The sequence below is a fragment of the Chelativorans sp. AA-79 genome (assembly GCF_029457495.1).
In the GTDB taxonomy this organism is placed as follows: domain Bacteria; phylum Pseudomonadota; class Alphaproteobacteria; order Rhizobiales; family Rhizobiaceae; genus Chelativorans.
Genome location: NZ_CP120361.1, coordinates 3,100,482 through 3,117,737 on the forward strand (window position 1 = coordinate 3,100,482; position 17,256 = coordinate 3,117,737).

Annotated in this window: 17 protein-coding genes; 2 read left to right on the forward strand and 15 right to left on the reverse strand. The window is 64.8% G+C overall.

Translation table 11 applies throughout. The features are described from left to right. Positions 1-14: 14 nt before the first annotated feature. Positions 15-2,813: a DNA gyrase subunit A gene (gyrA, locus tag PVE73_RS15115; RefSeq protein WP_277363040.1), complete on the reverse strand. Its 2,799-nt coding sequence runs from the start codon at positions 2,811-2,813 to the stop codon at positions 15-17. 263 nt (positions 2,814-3,076) lie between these two features. On the opposite strand from gyrA, the gene PVE73_RS15120 reads away from it, so the two are divergent. Continuing rightward, positions 3,077-3,709, forward strand: coding sequence for a MarC family protein (locus PVE73_RS15120; RefSeq protein ID WP_277363041.1), 633 nt, complete (start codon positions 3,077-3,079; stop codon positions 3,707-3,709). A gap of 167 nt (positions 3,710-3,876) precedes the next feature. Here PVE73_RS15120 and PVE73_RS15125 read toward each other — a convergent pair whose 3' ends face one another. From PVE73_RS15125 to PVE73_RS15150, 6 genes are all read right to left on the reverse strand, one after another. Continuing rightward, the gene (locus tag PVE73_RS15125; protein WP_277363042.1) at positions 3,877-4,389 is read right to left on the reverse strand and encodes a MerR family transcriptional regulator; all 513 of its coding nucleotides are present in this window, start codon (positions 4,387-4,389) and stop codon (positions 3,877-3,879) included. A gap of 105 nt (positions 4,390-4,494) precedes the next feature. After that, complete coding sequence (locus tag PVE73_RS15130) at positions 4,495-4,818, reverse strand: integration host factor subunit alpha (protein WP_277363043.1); 324 nt, start codon at positions 4,816-4,818, stop codon at positions 4,495-4,497. A gap of 110 nt (positions 4,819-4,928) precedes the next feature. Further along, on the reverse strand, positions 4,929-5,900 hold the full coding sequence (locus PVE73_RS15135; RefSeq protein ID WP_277363044.1) for a beta-ketoacyl-ACP synthase III: 972 nt from the start codon (positions 5,898-5,900) through the stop codon (positions 4,929-4,931). Between the two features lie 9 nt (positions 5,901-5,909). Beyond that, the gene (plsX, locus tag PVE73_RS15140; protein WP_277363045.1) at positions 5,910-6,962 is read right to left on the reverse strand and encodes a phosphate acyltransferase PlsX; all 1,053 of its coding nucleotides are present in this window, start codon (positions 6,960-6,962) and stop codon (positions 5,910-5,912) included. A gap of 105 nt (positions 6,963-7,067) precedes the next feature. After that, the gene (locus tag PVE73_RS15145) at positions 7,068-7,622 is read right to left on the reverse strand and encodes a DUF177 domain-containing protein (RefSeq protein ID WP_277363046.1); all 555 of its coding nucleotides are present in this window, start codon (positions 7,620-7,622) and stop codon (positions 7,068-7,070) included. Between the two features lie 3 nt (positions 7,623-7,625). Beyond that, positions 7,626-8,171: a ubiquinol-cytochrome C chaperone family protein gene (locus tag PVE73_RS15150; protein ID WP_277363047.1), complete on the reverse strand. Its 546-nt coding sequence runs from the start codon at positions 8,169-8,171 to the stop codon at positions 7,626-7,628. Between the two features lie 150 nt (positions 8,172-8,321). Here PVE73_RS15150 and PVE73_RS15155 point away from each other — a divergent pair, with 150 nt between their 5' ends. Next, entirely contained in the window at positions 8,322-8,852 is a 531-nt protein-coding gene (locus PVE73_RS15155) for an outer membrane protein assembly factor BamE (protein ID WP_277363048.1), read from the forward strand. A gap of 73 nt (positions 8,853-8,925) precedes the next feature. Here PVE73_RS15155 and PVE73_RS15160 read toward each other — a convergent pair whose 3' ends face one another. From PVE73_RS15160 to glyA, 8 genes are all read right to left on the reverse strand, one after another. Further along, positions 8,926-11,064: a sodium-translocating pyrophosphatase gene (locus tag PVE73_RS15160; RefSeq protein ID WP_277363049.1), complete on the reverse strand. Its 2,139-nt coding sequence runs from the start codon at positions 11,062-11,064 to the stop codon at positions 8,926-8,928. Positions 11,065-11,230: 166 nt separating this feature from the next. Beyond that, positions 11,231-12,445, reverse strand: coding sequence for an MFS transporter (locus tag PVE73_RS15165; RefSeq protein WP_277363050.1), 1,215 nt, complete (start codon positions 12,443-12,445; stop codon positions 11,231-11,233). After that, a complete protein-coding gene (nusB, locus tag PVE73_RS15170; protein ID WP_277363051.1) occupies positions 12,442-12,948 on the reverse strand; it encodes a transcription antitermination factor NusB in 507 nt (168 codons plus the stop codon). The genes PVE73_RS15165 and nusB overlap by 4 nt, the downstream gene beginning before the upstream one ends. A 3-nt stretch (positions 12,949-12,951) precedes the next feature. Then, entirely contained in the window at positions 12,952-13,422 is a 471-nt protein-coding gene (gene ribH, locus PVE73_RS15175) for a 6,7-dimethyl-8-ribityllumazine synthase (protein ID WP_277363052.1), read from the reverse strand. A 26-nt stretch (positions 13,423-13,448) separates the two neighbouring features. Then, the gene (locus PVE73_RS15180; RefSeq protein ID WP_277363053.1) at positions 13,449-14,063 is read right to left on the reverse strand and encodes a riboflavin synthase; all 615 of its coding nucleotides are present in this window, start codon (positions 14,061-14,063) and stop codon (positions 13,449-13,451) included. Then, positions 14,063-15,175 (reverse strand): bifunctional diaminohydroxyphosphoribosylaminopyrimidine deaminase/5-amino-6-(5-phosphoribosylamino)uracil reductase RibD, encoded by a 1,113-nt coding sequence (gene ribD, locus PVE73_RS15185; protein WP_277363054.1) that lies wholly within the window; start codon positions 15,173-15,175, stop codon positions 14,063-14,065. The genes PVE73_RS15180 and ribD overlap by 1 nt, the downstream gene beginning before the upstream one ends. 74 nt (positions 15,176-15,249) lie before the next feature. Next, positions 15,250-15,714 (reverse strand): transcriptional regulator NrdR, encoded by a 465-nt coding sequence (gene nrdR, locus PVE73_RS15190; protein WP_277363055.1) that lies wholly within the window; start codon positions 15,712-15,714, stop codon positions 15,250-15,252. A 36-nt stretch (positions 15,715-15,750) separates the two neighbouring features. Beyond that, the gene (gene glyA / locus PVE73_RS15195; RefSeq protein ID WP_277363056.1) at positions 15,751-17,064 is read right to left on the reverse strand and encodes a serine hydroxymethyltransferase; all 1,314 of its coding nucleotides are present in this window, start codon (positions 17,062-17,064) and stop codon (positions 15,751-15,753) included. Positions 17,065-17,256: the final 192 nt, after the last annotated feature.

Genomic DNA, 17,256 nt, shown 5'->3' on the forward strand with positions numbered 1-17,256 from the left:
ATGGCGGCGCGTGCCTACGCGCCGCCGCCCGCATCTTCCGCATCCGGCAGCGGCACGTCATCCGCCTGGTCGGGAGCATCCGGCGCATCGTCTTCCTCCCCGTTCTGGGGCTCGGAGATGCGATCCACGGAGACCACACGCTCGCCATCGGCCGTGTTGAAGATCGTCACGCCCTTGGTCGCGCGGCTGGCGATGCGGATGCCGGAAACCGGCACGCGGATGATCTGCCCCGCATTGCTCACCATCATGATCTGATCCTCCTGCGCCACCGGGAAGGCGGCGATCAGCGGACCGATTTCGTCCCGTTTCGAAACGTCGGTGGCGCGGATGCCCTTGCCGCCGCGGCCAATGACCCGGAAATCATAGGAAGAAGAGCGCTTTCCATAGCCGAATTCGCTGACGGTGAGCACGAGTTGCTCTCGCGCCTTCAGCTCCTCGTAGCGCTCGGGCGACAGGTCGGTCTCCTCGCCCACATCCTCGTTGGTAAGCGCAATCTCCTCCTCGTCGCCGCCATTGGCGGCCCGGCGCTCGGCAGCGGCTTGCTTGAGATAGGCTGCCCGCTCGGCGGGGGTGGCTTCCACATGGCCGAGAATGGCCATTGAGATGATCCGGTCGCCATCGGCAAGATTGATGCCGCGCACGCCCACGGAGTTCCGCCCCGCAAACACGCGCACCCCGGTGACGGGGAAGCGAATGCACTGGCCGGAGGCTGCCGTCAGAAGCACGTCGTCATCCTCGGTGCAGGTGAAGACGGAGAGGATCTCGTCGCCCTCCTCCTCCAGCTTCATGGCGATCTTGCCGTTGCGGTTCACCTGCACGAAGTCGGACAGCTTGTTGCGCCGAACCGTGCCGCGGGTGGTCGCGAACATGACGTCAAGCGCAGCCCAGCTCTCCTCGTCCTCGGGCAGAGGCATGATGGAGGTGATGCGCTCGCCCTCTTGCAGCGGCAGCATGTTGCGGAGGAATTTCCCCACGGACTGCGGCGTGCCGACGGGCAGACGCCAGACCTTTTCCTTGTAGACTATGCCGCGCGAGGAAAAGAAGAGGATCGGCGTATGCGTGTTGGCGACAAAGAGCCGCGTGACGAAATCCTCCTCCTTGGTCGACATGCCCGAGCGGCCCTTGCCGCCGCGTGCCTGCGCCCGATAGATGGAAAGCGGCACGCGCTTGATGTAGCCCTTGTGCGTGACGGTGACGACCATGTCCTCCCGCGGGATCAGGTCCTCGTCCTCCATGTCCGCACCGCCCTCGGTGATCTCGGTGCGGCGGGGCGTGCCGAACTCGTCGCGGACGGAAATGAGCTCGTCCTTGACGATGCCCTGGATACGCGCGCGTGAAGACAGGATATCGAGGTAATCCTGGATCTCCGCGCCGATCTTGTTCAGCTCGTCGGCGATCTCGTCGCGGCCCAGCGCCGTCAGCCGTTGCAGGCGGAGATCGAGGATGGCGCGGGCCTGTTCCTCGGAGAGATTGTAGGTTCCGTCGTCGTTGATCTTGTGCCGCGGGTCGGCGATCAGCAGGATCAGCGCCTCCACGTCCTGCGCCGGCCAGCGACGCTCCATCAACTGCTCGCGCGCGGTCTGCGGATCGGGCGCGCGGCGGATGAGCTGGATCACCTCGTCGATATTGGCGACGGCAATCGCCAGTCCCACCAGCACGTGCGCCCGCTCGCGCACCTTGCGAAGCAGGTATTTCGTCCTGCGGCTCACCACTTCCTCGCGGAAGGCCACGAAGGCCTTCAGCATGTCGAGCAGCGTCATCTGCTCGGGCTTGCCGCCGTTGAGCGCCACCATATTGGCGCCGAAGGAGGTCTGCAGCGGCGTGAAGCGGTAGAGCTGGTTGAGGATCACGTCGGCATTGGCATCGCGCTTGAGCTCGATCACCACGCGATAGCCCTGGCGGTCGCTCTCGTCGCGGATGTCGGAGACGCCCTCGATGCGCTTCTCGCGCACGAGTTCGGCCATCTTCTCGATCATCTGCGCCTTGTTCACCTGATAGGGAACTTCGGTGATGACGATGGCCTCGCGCTCGTTGCGGATCTGCTCGATTCCCGCCCGGCCGCGCATGATGATGGAGCCGCGGCCCGTCGCATAGGCGTTGTGGATGCCGGAGCGGCCGAGAATGATGCCGCCGGTCGGGAAATCGGGCCCGGGAATGATCTCCAGAAGCTGCGGGAGCTGCAGGGCCGGATTGTCGATCAGCGCCACGCAGCCATTCACCACCTCGGAAAGGTTGTGCGGCGGGATGTTGGTGGCCATGCCGACGGCGATGCCGCCCGAGCCATTGACCAAAAGATTGGGGAAGCGCGCAGGCAGGACACGCGGCTCACTGCCTGTCCCGTCATAGGTATCCTGGAAGTCGACCGTTTCCTTGTCGATATCCTCCAGCAGTTCGTGAGCGACCTTGGTCAGCCGTGCTTCCGTATAACGCATGGCCGCCGGCGGATCGCCGTCGATGGAACCGAAATTGCCCTGCCCGTCGATCAGCGGGACACGCATGGACCAGTTCTGCGCCATACGCACGAGCGCATCATAGATCGAGGCATCACCATGCGGATGGTACTTACCCATCACGTCGGCGACGGGACGCGCGGCCTTCACATATTTGCGGTTCCAGTGATAGCCGCTCTCATGGGACGCGTAGAGGATGCGGCGATGCACGGGCTTCAGGCCGTCGCGCACATCCGGTAGCGCCCGGCTCACGATCACGCTCATGGCGTAATCGAGATAGGAGCGCTGCATTTCCTCGATTATCGAGATCGGCTCGATGTCGTCGGGTCCGCCCGGCCCGCCCGGCGTCGTCTGGTCAGTCAAGACAGATCACATTGGTTGAGAGAATCATATGCATCTTATATAGGAAGCCCTCCCGGGACACCAATGCGCACATGCGATTTCAACCAGGATTTTCGCCCGATTTTCCAATAGGATAAGGACTATCTTTCGCGCCCGCAGCAAAATGTGGCGAAAAGGTGCGCGGACGGCGGATATGCCAAGGTCTCCGATGTCCGCAAGCGCCTCCCGCATTGCATTTGCCGGCCCGATATAGGCTGAATGCCGGACGAGAATCGGAGATAGCCATGCCTTCCTTCGAGGCGGTCCTGAACGCCTTCGTCACGCTGATCGTGACCGTCGACCCGGCGGGCCTGGCGCCCCTCTTCCTGGCGCTCACAACAGGCATGAACCGGGCCGAGCGCAACCAGGTCGCCGTTCGCGCCAGCGTGATTTCGCTCGGCGTGCTCGTAGTGTTCGCGCTGGCGGGCAGTTCCATCCTCTCGGTCATGGGCATCACGCTTCCGGCGTTTCGCGTCGCCGGCGGGCTGCTTCTCTTCGTCATCGCCTTCGAGATGATCTTCGAGCGCCGGCAGGAGCGGCATGAGCGAAGCGCCGAACGGGCGATCACGCGCGACACGATCCGCAACATCGCCGCCTTTCCCCTGGCGATCCCCCTCATCGCCGGACCGGGGGCGATCTCGGCGACGCTCCTTATCTCCGCCAGTTTCGCAGGCATCGGCGGCCAAGCCATGCTGGCGATGATTCTGCTGGTTATCATCCTCATCACCTATCTCGTCTTCGTGCTCGCGGAGCGCGTCGACCGCTTCCTCGGCGAAACCGGCCGCTCGATTCTCACACGCCTGCTCGGCGTCCTGCTCGCCGCCCTTGCCGTGCAATTCGTTGCCGATGGAGCGCGGGCGCTTTTCCTGGCCGGTTGAGGGGGCGCGAAGGGCGTCGTCGATTCCCTGTTCCGAACTCAAGCCACGCTTCACCGTGGCCACGCCCGCTTTCGCGTCTGGTCATTGCACCGAATGCTTGCGCAGTTGCGGTGGCTCCCCGGAAGACAGACAGATTTCGTGTTCCTCCCGGCGAGAAACCCGGGGCTTCAGCGCACCTGGTCGAGCAGGCGCTTGCATTCCAGGAGATCGAACAGCGCCTCCTGGAGCAGCGCGCGGTTGTCGCGCGAAAGCTTGTTGTCGTCGGGAGAGACCGGCCCCTCCTCGTCGCCCCGTCCCATGCCGAAGAAGCGCAGGCTGGGCTTCACCTTGGGCTTGCCGACGAGGTCATCCTCCGACGCGGCCCTTTCCGCCGCCTTCTGCTGGGCGATCACCTCGACCGCGGCGACATCGCCGCGCCCGATGGCGGCCACGAACTGGTTGCCGTTCTCGCGCAAGAGCTTCTGCACCCCTTTGATCGTATAGCCCTGGTCGTAAAGCATGTGCCGGATGCCCTTGATCAGTTCGACATCCTGCGGGCGGTAATAGCGGCGGCCGCCGCCGCGCTTCAGCGGTTTGATCTGCGAGAACCGCGTCTCCCAGAAACGCAGCACGTGCTGGGGCAGATCGAGATCCTCGGCAACCTCGCTGATGGTGCGGAACGCGTCCGGGCTCTTGTCCATTTATGTCCAAGCCTCCTGCGACTCGATCCGATCATTTCAGCAGGCAGGCGCGTCCATGACAAGAGCGGCGGACGGAGCCCCCGTGAGGCTGCAGGCCGACTGCGGTCAATGCTCCTTGCCGGCCTTGCGAGCCTGGTGCGCCTTCAGGATGCGGCTCTTGAGCACGTTCGACGCCTTGAAGGTCATCACCCGGCGCGGAAGGATCGGCACTTCCTCGCCGGTTTTCGGATTGCGACCGATGCGTTCGTTCTTGTCGCGGACCTGGAAGGTGGCGAAAGAAGAAAGCTTCACTGTTTCACCGCGCACGATGGCGTCACAGACTTCCTGCAGCACCATCTCGACGATCTGGGCCGACTCGGTGCGCGAGAGGCCCACCTTGCGGTAGACAGCCTCGGCGAGATCGGCTCGTGTCACCGTCTTTCCCCCCATCCGGCCCTTCCAATCATCGAAACTATTGAAAATACAAGCGACGCGCGAACGTTAAAAAATTGGATGACCAAGGTCAAGGACTCCGAAGTGCCCTCGGGCCATCAAAAAATCTACCAGCGTACGAGCACCGCGCCCCAGGTGAAGCCGCCGCCCATCGCCTCCAGAAGCACGAGATCGCCCGGCCGGATCTTGCCCGCCGACACGGCGTGGCCGAGCGCCAGCGGCACGGAGGCTGCGGACGTGTTGCCGTGGAGCTCCACGGTGATGACAACTTTCTCCTCTGCGATCCCGAGCTTCCTGGCGGAAGCGTCGATGATGCGCTTGTTGGCCTGGTGCGGCACGAACCAGTCGATGTCCTCCGCCGTGATGCCGGCCTTGCGGAAGACGTCTTCGATCACGTCGGTTATCATACCCACGGCATGTTTGAAGACCTCGCGGCCCTGCATGCGCAGATGACCGACCGTCTGCGTCGTGGAAGGGCCGCCGTCCACATACAGCTTTTCCTTGTGGGAACCGTCCGAGCGCAGGGCCTCCGCCAGGACTCCGCGGTCGGCGATCGTCCCCTGCCCCTCGGTCGCCTCGAGCACGATCGCGCCCGCGCCATCGCCGAACAGCACGCAGGTGGTGCGGTCGGTCCAGTCCAGGATACGCGAGAAGGTCTCCGAGCCGATCACCAACGCGCGCCTGGCAAGCCCGCCGCGGATATGAAGGTCCGCCGAGGTGACGGCATAGACGAAGCCGCTGCAGACGGCCTGCATGTCGAAGGCGAAGCCGTGATGCATGCCGAGCCGTTCCTGAATCTCGACGGCGGTGGCGGGAAAGGTGTTGTTGGGCGTCGAGGTGGCCAGCACGATGAGGTCGATGTCGGCCGGCGTCAGCCCCGCGGCATCGAGGGCGCGCCGCGCGGCCGCCTCGCCCAGCGAGGCGGTGGTCTCGTCGTCCGAGGCGATGTGGCGCTGGCGGATGCCCGTCCTCTGGACGATCCACTCGTCGGAGGTCTCCACCAGCGTCTCGAAATCCTTGTTCGTCATGATGCGACGCGGCAAGGCCGAGCCGACGCCACGCACCGTGGATCTGATCATACCGTTTTCCTAAGCATTGGAGACCGCCCCCGTGGGCGTCACCGGCCTGTGCGCATGGTAAAGGTCGAGCGTGGCGCGCGTTCTCTCGAAAACGCCGCTCTTGACCATCTCGTAGGCGAGCTCCACGGCGGCGGCAAATCCTTCCTCGTCAGCGGCGCCGTGGCTCTTCACCACGATTCCCGTCAAGCCCAGGAACACGCCGCCATTGGTCCTGCGCACGTCCATCTTCTCGCGCAGGCGCTGGAAGGCATCGCGCGCAAAGAGATAGCCTATGCGCGCCATCAGCGTCCGGCTCATGGCCGCACGCAGATATTCGGCGATCTGGCGTGCGGTCCCCTCCGCGGTCTTAAGCGCGATATTGCCCGCGAATCCTTCCGTCACGACCACATCGACGGTGCCTTTGCCGATATCGTCGCCTTCGACGAAGCCCTGGTACTGCATGGTGCCGAGCGCGGCGTCGCGCAACATGCGGCCCGCCTCCTTCACCTCTTCCTGGCCCTTGATCTCCTCGACGCCGACATTGAGGAGGCCGACCGTCGGCTGGTCGATATCGAACAGGGCGTTTGCCATCGCCGCACCGAGGATCGCGAAATCCACGAGTTGCTGGGCGTCCGCCCCTATCGTTGCGCCGACATCGAGCACGATGCTCTCGCCCCGGATGGTCGGCCAGATGGCGGCGATCGCCGGACGCTCCACATCAGCCATGGTGCGCAGGCAGAATTTCGACATGGCCATCAGCGCGCCGGTGTTGCCGGCCGAAACGCAGGCATCCGCCTCACCGTTCTTCACCGCTTCGATCGCCCGCCACATGGAGGATTTCCAGCGGCCGTTCCGCAACGCCTGGCTCGGCTTGTCGTCCATGCGCACGGCCACCTCGCAATGGGTGAAGTCGCTCACCTCCTCAAGGCGCGGCAGCCGGTCGAGCACGGGGCGAACCTCTTCCTCGCGCCCGAAGATGAGAAAGCGCGCGTCTGGCCGGCGCTCGGCCACCCGCAGAAGGCTCGGAAGCGTCACTTCCGGGCCGTGGTCTCCGCCCATTGCATCGATCGATATGCGTATCACGCGGCATGCCTCAGCTGTCGGACGGAACGGAGCCCCTTGGAAAGTGCGGCGAAAATAACGCGTTTGCGCCGCGGTACAACCTTCATTTCACAGCTTTGCACTTGGTCAGCCATTCCCTTTGAGCTTCTTCATGGCCTCATAGAGCGGTCCGCCACCCTCTTGCGCGTCTTCGTCTTCCGCCGGCCCGCCGATCTGCGAGCCGGCCTTGCGCGGATAAGGATCGATGGCAAGCTCGAAGAATTCCTCGGCTAGCGCGCCCACATCCACCGAATCGCCCTCGAAGACCTCCGGCAGGTCGTCGCCATCGGGCTCGACGAAGATTTCCCCGCTGTCGGCCTCGATCCGCGCCAGCCGCGATCCTTCCGGCACGAGAATCGCTACGACCTCCGTGTCGATTCGCGCCGGCAGGGGATCGAGCGTCACGGTGCAAGCCTGGGTTATATCCGCCTCGACGCGGCCTGAAACCTGGACACCATCCTTTTTCCACGGGCGGACGACGAGTTCGGCCCGGTACCGCTCCACCGAGAGCAGTCCATGCATGCGCGCAAGGTCCGACCGCTGTTCCGGGTCGGCCTCCATTTCCACCGTCACCCCCTTGGCCGGGAGGGTGCGCACATTCAATTCATGGGAGACGGGGCTCTTTTCCGACTGGATTTCCATGGCTTACTCCTCCTGCGGCAAAGGCGGGAAGGAAAGTCTTCCGGCAAGAAACGCGTCGCGCCCAAGCCCTGCAAGCGCGTGGTTGGCCTCCATCATATAGGTCGCCAATGCCGCCGCTTCATTCCATACTGCGCGGTCGGGCACGATGTTCCGCCGCAGCGCCTCGGCGAGCGCGGCCTCGTCGCCGGCATCCACCGCCTGACCGTAGGCGGAAAGCCGGCCATAGAACATGCGCGCGAGCTTCTTGATGCGCTTGGGCACACCGAGATCGCCGATGCCCAGTTCGCGCAAGGAGTGATCCACCTCGCGGAAGAAGTGGTCGGTCGTCTCCTGCGCGACCTCCTGGAGCGGGCCGGTTTCGCCGCGCAGGCGGTGCAGCAAAAGGAAAAGATGCAGCGACAGCATTTCGAAGCGGCCGAGCGGCGTATCCGGCACATGCCAGTCCGCGTAAAGCTGCGGCCGCCGCGCTGCCGCCACGATTTTCCCATAGAGCGCCTCCACCACAAGTCGGCGGGCGCGCTTCTGCGCGCCGAACGGCCACTGGAACATGAGGGACGCCTCCTTCGGCTTGGATTCGACCGCCCTTGCAGGCTGAACCCGTGATCGGTCCAGTTGCATCGGCGCGAAAGCTGGTTTACCGGTTTTGCCGACCTGTGCAAGGTGGCGGCCCGCCTCGGGCGGGCACAGGGAATCAAGGAGATGTCATTGCGGGTACGGAAAATCAATGGGAGCCATGCCTGTCGGGTGCTTCTTGCCGCTTCGGTGGGCGGTGCCGCCTTGGCGGTCTCGGGCTGCAGCAATGTGACTTCGACGCTCAATGCGCGGGAGACCTTGACCCAGGGCTATGTCATCGATCCGCAGGCACTGGAGCTGGTGCCGGTTGGGTCCAGCCGCGAGCAGGTGCTCCTCGCGTTGGGCACGCCATCCACGACGGCCACCTTCGACAACGAGGTCTTCTACTATATCTCGCAGAAGCGTGTGCGGGGTGCGGCCTTCATGAACCCCAAGCTGGTCGACCAGCAGGTGCTTGCCGTCTATTTCGGGCCCGATCAGCGCGTGACGCAGATCGCCCATTACGGCCTCAAGGACGGCAAGGTGTTCGACTTCATCTCGCGGACGACGCCGACGAGCGGTCGCGACCAGAATTTCATTGCGCAGATGATCTCGGGCGTGGCCAAGGGCGGAATGCCAGCCAATCCGCTGGGCGCGGCGGGCGGCGGCGGGCAGTAAGCCGAGAATTCCCCAATCCCTGTAAGAAGAAGGCCCGCGGTTCGCGGGCCTTCTTGTTCGTCATATGCTGCCGTCAGTGGGCGAGGACCGCGAGCAGCAGGAGCGCCATGATGTTGGTGATCTTGATGGCCGGATTGACGGCCGGACCGGCCGTGTCCTTGTAGGGATCGCCCACGGTATCGCCCGTCACCGATGCCTTGTGGGCGTCGGAGCCCTTCATGTGCTTGACGCCGGCCCTGTCGACGAACCCGTCCTCGAAGCTCTTCTTGGCGTTGTCCCACGCGCCGCCGCCCGAGGTCATCGAGATGGCGACGAAGAGACCGTTGACGATCACGCCCAGAAGAGATGCGCCGAGCGCGGCGAAGGCGGAAGCCTTGGAACCGGAAATCAGCAGCACCCCGAAATAGACCACGAGCGGCGCCAGCACCGGAAGCAGCGAGGGAATGATCATCTCGCGGATCGCCGCCTTGGTGAGCATGTCCACCGCCCGCGCGTAATCCGGGCGCTCCTTGCCTTCCATGATGCCGGGCTTCTCGCGGAACTGCCTGCGCACCTCCTCCACAACCGCGCTGCCGGCGCGGCCCACGGCGGTCATGGCCATGCCGCCGAAGAGATAGGGGATGAGACCGCCGAAGATCAGCCCCGCCACCACATAGGGATTGGAAAGCGAGAATGAGATATCGCCCACATCCGCGAAATAGGGGAACTCCGCGCTGTTGGCCGCGAAATACTGCAGATCGTAGGAATAGGCGGCAAAGAGCACGAGTGCGCCGAGACCGGCCGAACCGATGGCGTAGCCCTTCGTCACCGCCTTTGTGGTGTTGCCCACCGCATCCAGCGCGTCGGTCGATTGGCGCACCTCCGGCGGCAGGCTCGACATCTCGGCGATACCGCCGGCATTGTCGGTCACGGGCCCGAAGGCATCGAGCGCCACGATCATGCCGGCAAGGCCCAGCATGGTGGTGACGGCGATCGCCGTGCCGAACAGGCCGGCAAGCTGGTAGGTGGACAGAATGCCGCCGACGATGACGATGGCCGGAAGTGCGGTCGCCTCCAGCGAGATGGCGAGACCCTGGATGACATTCGTTCCATGGCCGGTGACGGACGCCTGCGCGATCGAATTTACCGGGCGCTTGCCCGTGCCGGTATAGTATTCGGTGATGACGACGATGAGCCCGGTCACGACAAGGCCGACCAGACCGCAGACGAACAGGTTCGTGCCCGTCACGACGGCACCGTTGACCGTGCCGATCTCGCCCCACCCGATCGTGAGCGAGGTGGCCGCACCGATGCCGAGGATGGTGAGCAGCCCCGTCACGATCAGGCCCTTGTAGAGGGCTCCCATGATCGAGTTGTTGCTGCCGAGCTTCACGAAGAAGGTGCCGATGATCGAGGTGATGATGCAGGCGCCGCAGATGGCGAGCGGATAGATCATCACACTCGCAAGCACCTCGGTGCCGCTGAAGAAGATGGCGGCAAGCACCATGGTGGCCACCACCGTCACGGCATAGGTCTCGAAAAGGTCCGCCGCCATGCCGGCGCAGTCACCGACATTGTCGCCCACATTGTCGGCGATGGTGGCCGGATTGCGCGGATCGTCCTCGGGAATGCCGGCTTCCACCTTGCCCACCAGATCGCCGCCGACATCCGCACCCTTGGTGAAGATGCCGCCGCCGAGACGCGCGAAGATGGAGATGAGCGAAGCCCCGAAGCCGAGCGCCACCAGCGCATCGATCACGGGGCGGTCCGCGGCACCGTACCCCATGGGACCGATCAGTACCCAGTAGTACACCGCCACGCCGAGAAGAGCGAGGCCGGCCACCAGCATGCCTGTGATGGCGCCGGACTTGAAGGCGATATCGAGGCCCGCCCCCAGGCTGTTGGATGCGGCCTGCGCGGTGCGCACATTGGCGCGGACGGAGACATGCATGCCGATGAAGCCGGCTGCGCCCGAAAGAACGGCGCCGATGAGGAAGCCCACCGCCGCCACCGACGTGAGCAGCCACCAGGCCAGAAGGAAGACGATCACGCCGACGATGGCGATCGTGGTGTATTGTCTTGTAAGATACGCCTGCGCCCCCTCCCGAATGGCACCGGCGATTTCCTGCATGCGTGCATTGCCCTGATCGGCCGCAAGGACCGATCTCGTAGCCCATATGGCGTAGAGGACAGAGAGCAGGCCGCAGGCGATGACGACGTAAAGCATGGTCATTGCCAAACAATCCTTTGATTTCGGCCCGCTGGAACCCCTCCCGGGCCTAGAGAAAGGCCACGGCGGAAAATGCCGCACCCCAGGTCGCGACTTTGTGAAAGACACCGCGTCCCGTCAAGGTCTTCGTATAACCATTGTTCGCAGACGGGTTATCCGGCTTTCGAAATCAGGCAAGGCGCATCCGCCGGCGGCGCAGCGCCAGGAGGCCGAGAATCACGAGGCCGAAGCCCGCGACCGGGAAAATCACCCAGTTCAGCGCCTCCCATCCGAAACCGTGATAAACACGGCCGGACATGAAGGAGGAGAAGGCGACGGTCGAGAACAGCAGGAAATCATGCACGCCCTGCACCTTGTTCTTCTCGGACGGGCGGTAGCATTCCGCCACCATGGCGGTCGCCCCGATGAAGCCGAAATTCCAGCCGACGCCGAGAAGCACCAGCGCCAGCCAGAACTGCCAGAGCTGGAGGCCGGAAAGCGCCACGAGTCCGCAGCCGATGAGGAGGAGGAGGCCGGCCGCCACGATGCGCTCCTTTCCGAAGCGCGCGATCAGGTTGCCGGTAAAGAAACTCGGCGCGAACATGGCAAGCACATGCCAGGAGATGCCGAGCGTCGCCTCGTCCGGCGTGAAGCCGCACCCCACCATGGCGAGCGGCGCGCCCGTCATGACGAAGCTCATGAGCGCGAAGGAGCTCACGCCGCAGAACAGCGCCGTGATGAAACGTGGGCGCGACAGGATTTCACCCAGCGGGCGCGCGGGCTCACCTTCGCGCGAAGCGTCCGAGGAAGCGTCGTCCTTCCTGAGCCGCAGCAGCGAGAGGATCATCGCGCCGAGCGCGGCGAGGCCGATGATCGAGGCGAAGGCGCCCGCAAACATGACAGGCGCGAAGAATTCGCGCGTGTGGATCGCCACCTGCGGTCCGAGAATGGCGGAAACCACCCCTCCCCCAAGCACCCAGGAAATGGCGCGCGGCTTGAAGTCCGACGGGGCGTTGTCGGCAGCTGCGAAACGGTATTGCTGCAGGAAGGCGTTGCCGCCGCCGATGAGCAGCAGGCCGAAAGCGAACAGCCAAAAATTCGCCTGGAACAAGGCGAAGGCGGCAACCACGCCGCCTATGGCGGTGACGCCCGTGCCGGAAATGAGCCCGTAGCGGCGGCCGAGCGCGCTGGCAAGCAGCGCCGCGGGAATGGTGGTGAGAGCAACGCCGACATTGAAACCGGTGACGGGAACGGTGGCGAGCGATTTGTCGGGACCGAGCAGATAGCTCCCCGCCAGGCCCCCTAGCGAGATCGCGATTGGCGCCGCGGCGCCGACGACCGCCTGCGCCGCCGCCAGAACCAGAGCGGTGCGTCTCGCCTCACGATAAAGGGCTTCCGTCGTCACGAAGCATCCCTGCCCCTGCCTTCACCCCGTACCCGGCGCGCCACGCGGTCGAGAACGGCGTTGACGAGCTTAGGCTCTTCTTCCTCGCCATAGAAGGCCTTGGCGATGTCGATATATTCGGAGACAATGACGGGCATCGGCACGTCCGCGCGCCGCGTCAATTCGTAGACGCCTGCACGCAGGATGGCTCGAAGAGTGGAATCGAGGCGCGAAAGCGGCCAGTCCTCCGTGAGAGACTGGCGGATGACCGGATCGATGAAGGTCTGGTTCTCGACCACCCCGGCAAGAATCGCGCGGAACCATTGCGCGTCGGCCTCGCGGTATACGTCGCCGTCGATTTCCTTGCCGAGGCGGAAAGCCTCGTATTCGGCAGTGGTCTCCAGGAGACCGGAACCGGCCACATCCATCTGGTAAAGCGCCTGCACGGCGGCAAGCCGTGCGGCACCGCGCTTGTTGGCGGGACGGAAGTTGTCGGGACGGCCCGGTTCGGCAGGTTTCGTCAACGCTTACGCTCCAAGGCGTTTCTTGAGTTCGATCATGCGAAGCGCAGCATCCGCGGCCCCACGGCCCTTGCCGGCGCTTTCGACGGTTCCCGTCTCCTCCTGTCCCCTCACCCGCACCCAGGCCTGCTCCTCATTCTCGACCGTGAGGATGCCGTTGCCGATGGCAAGCCCCTCCCTCACCGTCAGGTCCATGAGACCGCGCGCCGATTCGTTCGAGACGATCTCGAAATGATAGGTCTCGCCGCGGATCACGCAGCCGAGGGCGACATAGCCGTCATAGGCCACGCCTCCCTTCCGGGCAGCGCCATGCGCCTGCGCGATGGCGCCGGGGATTTCCAGCGCGCCCGGCACCGTCACCACGTCATAGTCCGCCCCGGCCTCGTCGAGGGCCTCCCTGGCCGATTCGAGCAGGCCATCGGCCAGATCGTCGTAGAAACGGGCTTCCACGATGAGAAGTTTCTTCCTGTCTGTCATTTCCTGTCTCCGGCGAGAGGAGCCGATTAGGCCTCTTTGGTCGCCTCCGCAAGCCGTGCGGCGTAGCGCGCCATGGTATCGATCTCGAGATTGACCTTGTCGCCCGGCCGGCGCTCGCCCCAGGTGGTCACGACCAGTGAGTGCTGGATCAGGAGCACGTCGAAGCGGCTGCCCTCGACGCGGTTCACCGTGAGCGAAGTGCCGTCGAGGGCGACGGAGCCCTTGGGCGCGATGAACTTCGCCAGTTCCTTCGGCGCCTCGAGTTCGAACCGCACTGCATCGCCCTCCTCCCTGCGCTCAAGGATGACGGCCGTTCCATCCACATGGCCCGAGACGATGTGCCCGCCAAGCTCGTCGCCCATTTTCAGGGCGCGTTCGAGGTTGATGCGGGCGCCCTCCCTCCAGTCCGCAACCGTCGTGAGTTGCAGCGCCTCGTCCCAGGCCTCGACCTCGAACCAGCGCCGATTGGAGCCTTCCTCTGGAAGCGCCACGACGGTGAGGCACACGCCCGCGCATGCGATGGATGCGCCGATATCGATGCTCCGCGGGTCGTAATTCGTCTCGACCCTGAGCCGCAGCCCCTTTTGAAGCGGCGACACCCGCTGAACCGTGCCCACATCGGTGATGATGCCCGTGAACATCAGGCCCTCACATATTCGAGATAAAGATCATTACCGAAGCGCGCCTCGCATCGCTTCCGAAAGCCCGACGGGATATGGCCGGGATCGACGGGCGATGCAATGCCTGCCGCGCCGATTTCCCGCGAGCCGATGAAAAGGCAAAGCCGGTCCACAAGGCCTTCACCGAGAAACTCGCCGGCCGTGAACGCGCCGCCCTCCACCATCAGGGTGGAAATCCCGCGCGCGGCGAGATCCTCCAGAAGCTCCGGCAGGGCGATGTGGCCGTCGAAGGCCTCGACACCGAGAAGGTGCACCCCGGCATCCGCCAGCACGGCACGGCGCGCCCTGTCCGCATCGCCTGCGGCGGTGACCAGGAGAGGCACGTCGCGCGCGGAACGGGCGAGTTGAGAACCGGCCGGCAGGCGCAGGTGACGGTCGAGCACGATGCGCAGCGGCGAGCGCGCCTCCAGCCCCGGCAGGCGGCAGGTGAGCGCCGGGTCGTCGGCAAGCGCGGTGCCGATGCCGACCAGGATGGCGTCCGCCTCGGCGCGCATGAGATGCACCTGGCCGCGGGCGACCTCCCCGGTGATGGGGACCTGCCCCTGGCCCTTCACGCCGATCTTTCCATCGGCGGACAGTGCAAGTTTCAACGTCACTTCAGGACGCTTCTTCATGGACCGAGTGAGATAACCGCCGAGAAGGTCGGCCGCTTCTTCGGCGAGCACTTTCTCGACCACTTCGACCCCCATGGTGCGCAGCATGGCGTAACCCTTGCCGCTCACGCGCGGGTCCGGATCGCTTGCCGCCCCAACGACGCGTGCGACCCCGCACGCGATCAGCGCCTCGGCGCAGGGTGGCGTGCGGCCATGGTGGGCGCAGGGTTCGAGCGTGACATAGGCCGTGGCGCCACGCGCCGCCTCCCCCGCTTCCTCGAGCGCCTGCGTTTCAGCGTGCGGGCGGCCGCCGATGGCCGTGACGGCCCGGCCCACGATGAAAGGCCCCGCGCCATCGTCGCGGACGATCAGGCAGCCGACGGAGGGATTGGTGCCCGTGAGGCCCAGATGCCTGCGCGACAGGCGGATCGCCGCCGCCATGAAGCGGCGGTCTGTCTCGGGAACGGAAGCGCCGGGCATTCAAAACGCCCCGGCATGGCAGGATAGCTGCTCTTTCGCCCCTCTGGGCTGCCGCGGTCGGCGTCGCACCTCGCTTATTCCACCTCCGGCTCGCCCTTGAGCTCGCCGAGCACGTCTTGGAAATCCTTCGCCTCGCGGAAATTCCGGTAGACGGAGGCGTAGCGGACATAGGCCACATCGTCGAGCGACTTCAGGGCCTCCATCACGAGAAGGCCGATCTCGCCGGTGCCGACCTCGTTCTCGCCGGAGCTTTCAAGCTGGCGAACGATCCCGGTGACCGCACGTTCGATCCGCTCCGGCTCGACATTGCGCTTGCGCAGCGCGATGTCGAAGGAGCGCTGCAGCTTGTTGCGGTCGAAGGGCACCTTGCGGCCGGAGCGTTTCATCACGACGAGGTCGCGCAACTGTACGCGCTCGAAGGTCGTGAATCGGCCGCCGCAATCCGGGCAGGCGCGGCGGCGACGGATCGCCGCCCCATCCTCGGCCGGCCGCGAGTCCTTCACCTGGGTGTCTTCCGACTGGCAATAGGGGCAGCGCATCTCAACCTTCGCTCATGAACCTCAGCCGCAAAGCGTCTACCCGAGATACGGGTAGAGCGGGAAGCGTTCGGTGAGGGCCATGACCTTGTGCTTCACCGCCTCTTCGACCGCGAGGTTGCCTTCGTCGGAATTGGCGGCCCTGAGCCCGTCCATCACCTCGGCGATCAGCTTGCCGATCTCGCCGAACTCGGCCACGCCGAAACCGCGCGTCGTGCCGGCGGGCGTGCCCAGCCGGATGCCCGACGTCACGAAGGGCTTCTCCGGGTCGAAGGGAATGCCGTTCTTGTTGCAGGTGATGTTGGCACGACCGAGCGCGGCTTCAGCGCGCTTGCCCGTCGCGTTCTTGGGGCGCAGGTCCACCAGCATCAGGTGGTTGTCAGTGCCGCCGGAGACGATCTCGAGGCCGGTTTCCCGGAGGCTCGCGGCGAGCGCCCGTGCATTCGCCACCACCTGCTGCGCGTAGGCGCGGAACCCGGGCTGCAGCGCCTCGCCGAGCGCCACCGCCTTGGCGGCGATCACATGCATCAGCGGCCCGCCCTGGAGGCCCGGGAAGACGGCCGAATTGATCTTCTTGGCGATCTCTTCGTCATTGGTCAGCACCATGCCGCCGCGCGGGCCGCGGAGCGATTTGTGGGTCGTGGTGGTGACCACATGGGCATGCGGGAGCGGGGACGGATGCGCACCGCCCGCCACCAGGCCCGCGATATGGGCCATGTCGACCATCAGATAGGCGCCGACACTGTCGGCGATCTCGCGGAAGCGCTTCCAGTCCCAGATGCGCGAATAGGCGGTGCCGCCGGCGAGAATGAGCTTCGGCTTGTGCTCCCGGGCAAGCCGCTCCACCTCGTCCATGTCGAGCAGGTGGTCGTCGCGGCGCACGCCGTAGGAGACGACGTTGAACCACTTTCCCGACATGTTGACCGGCGAGCCATGGGTAAGATGGCCGCCCGAATTGAGATCGAGCCCCATGAAAGTGTCGCCCGGCTGCAGCAGCGCCAGGAAGACGGCCTGATTCATCTGGCTGCCGGAATGGGGCTGCACGTTGGCAAATTCGCAATGGAAGAGCTTCTTGGCGCGCTCGATGGCGAGTTCCTCCACCACGTCCACGAACTGGCAGCCGCCGTAATAGCGCTTGCCCGGATAACCCTCGGCATATTTGTTGGTGAGCACCGTACCTTGCGCTTCGAGCACCGCACGCGAGACGATGTTTTCCGAGGCGATCAGTTCGATCTCGTGCCGCTGACGGCCGAGTTCGCTGCGAATCGCGCTGAATATCTCGGGATCGGCTTCCTCGAGCGGCCGGGAGAAAAAAGTCTCGGTCTCGGCCGCGGCGGTCGATACGTGTGCCATTGCAGTCACCCTTCGTGAGGCTTTCCATGGGCGGAGCACGCGCATTACCATTTTTCCACACACGTCACCATGTGTTGCGCGGATTTTTTGACCGCCCGCCATATATTGGGACGACATGCCGCGCTGGAGCGACCCGCCAACGGAAAAGGCCGCCCCGGAGGCGGCCTCTCAGAGAATATCATGACCGGCTGC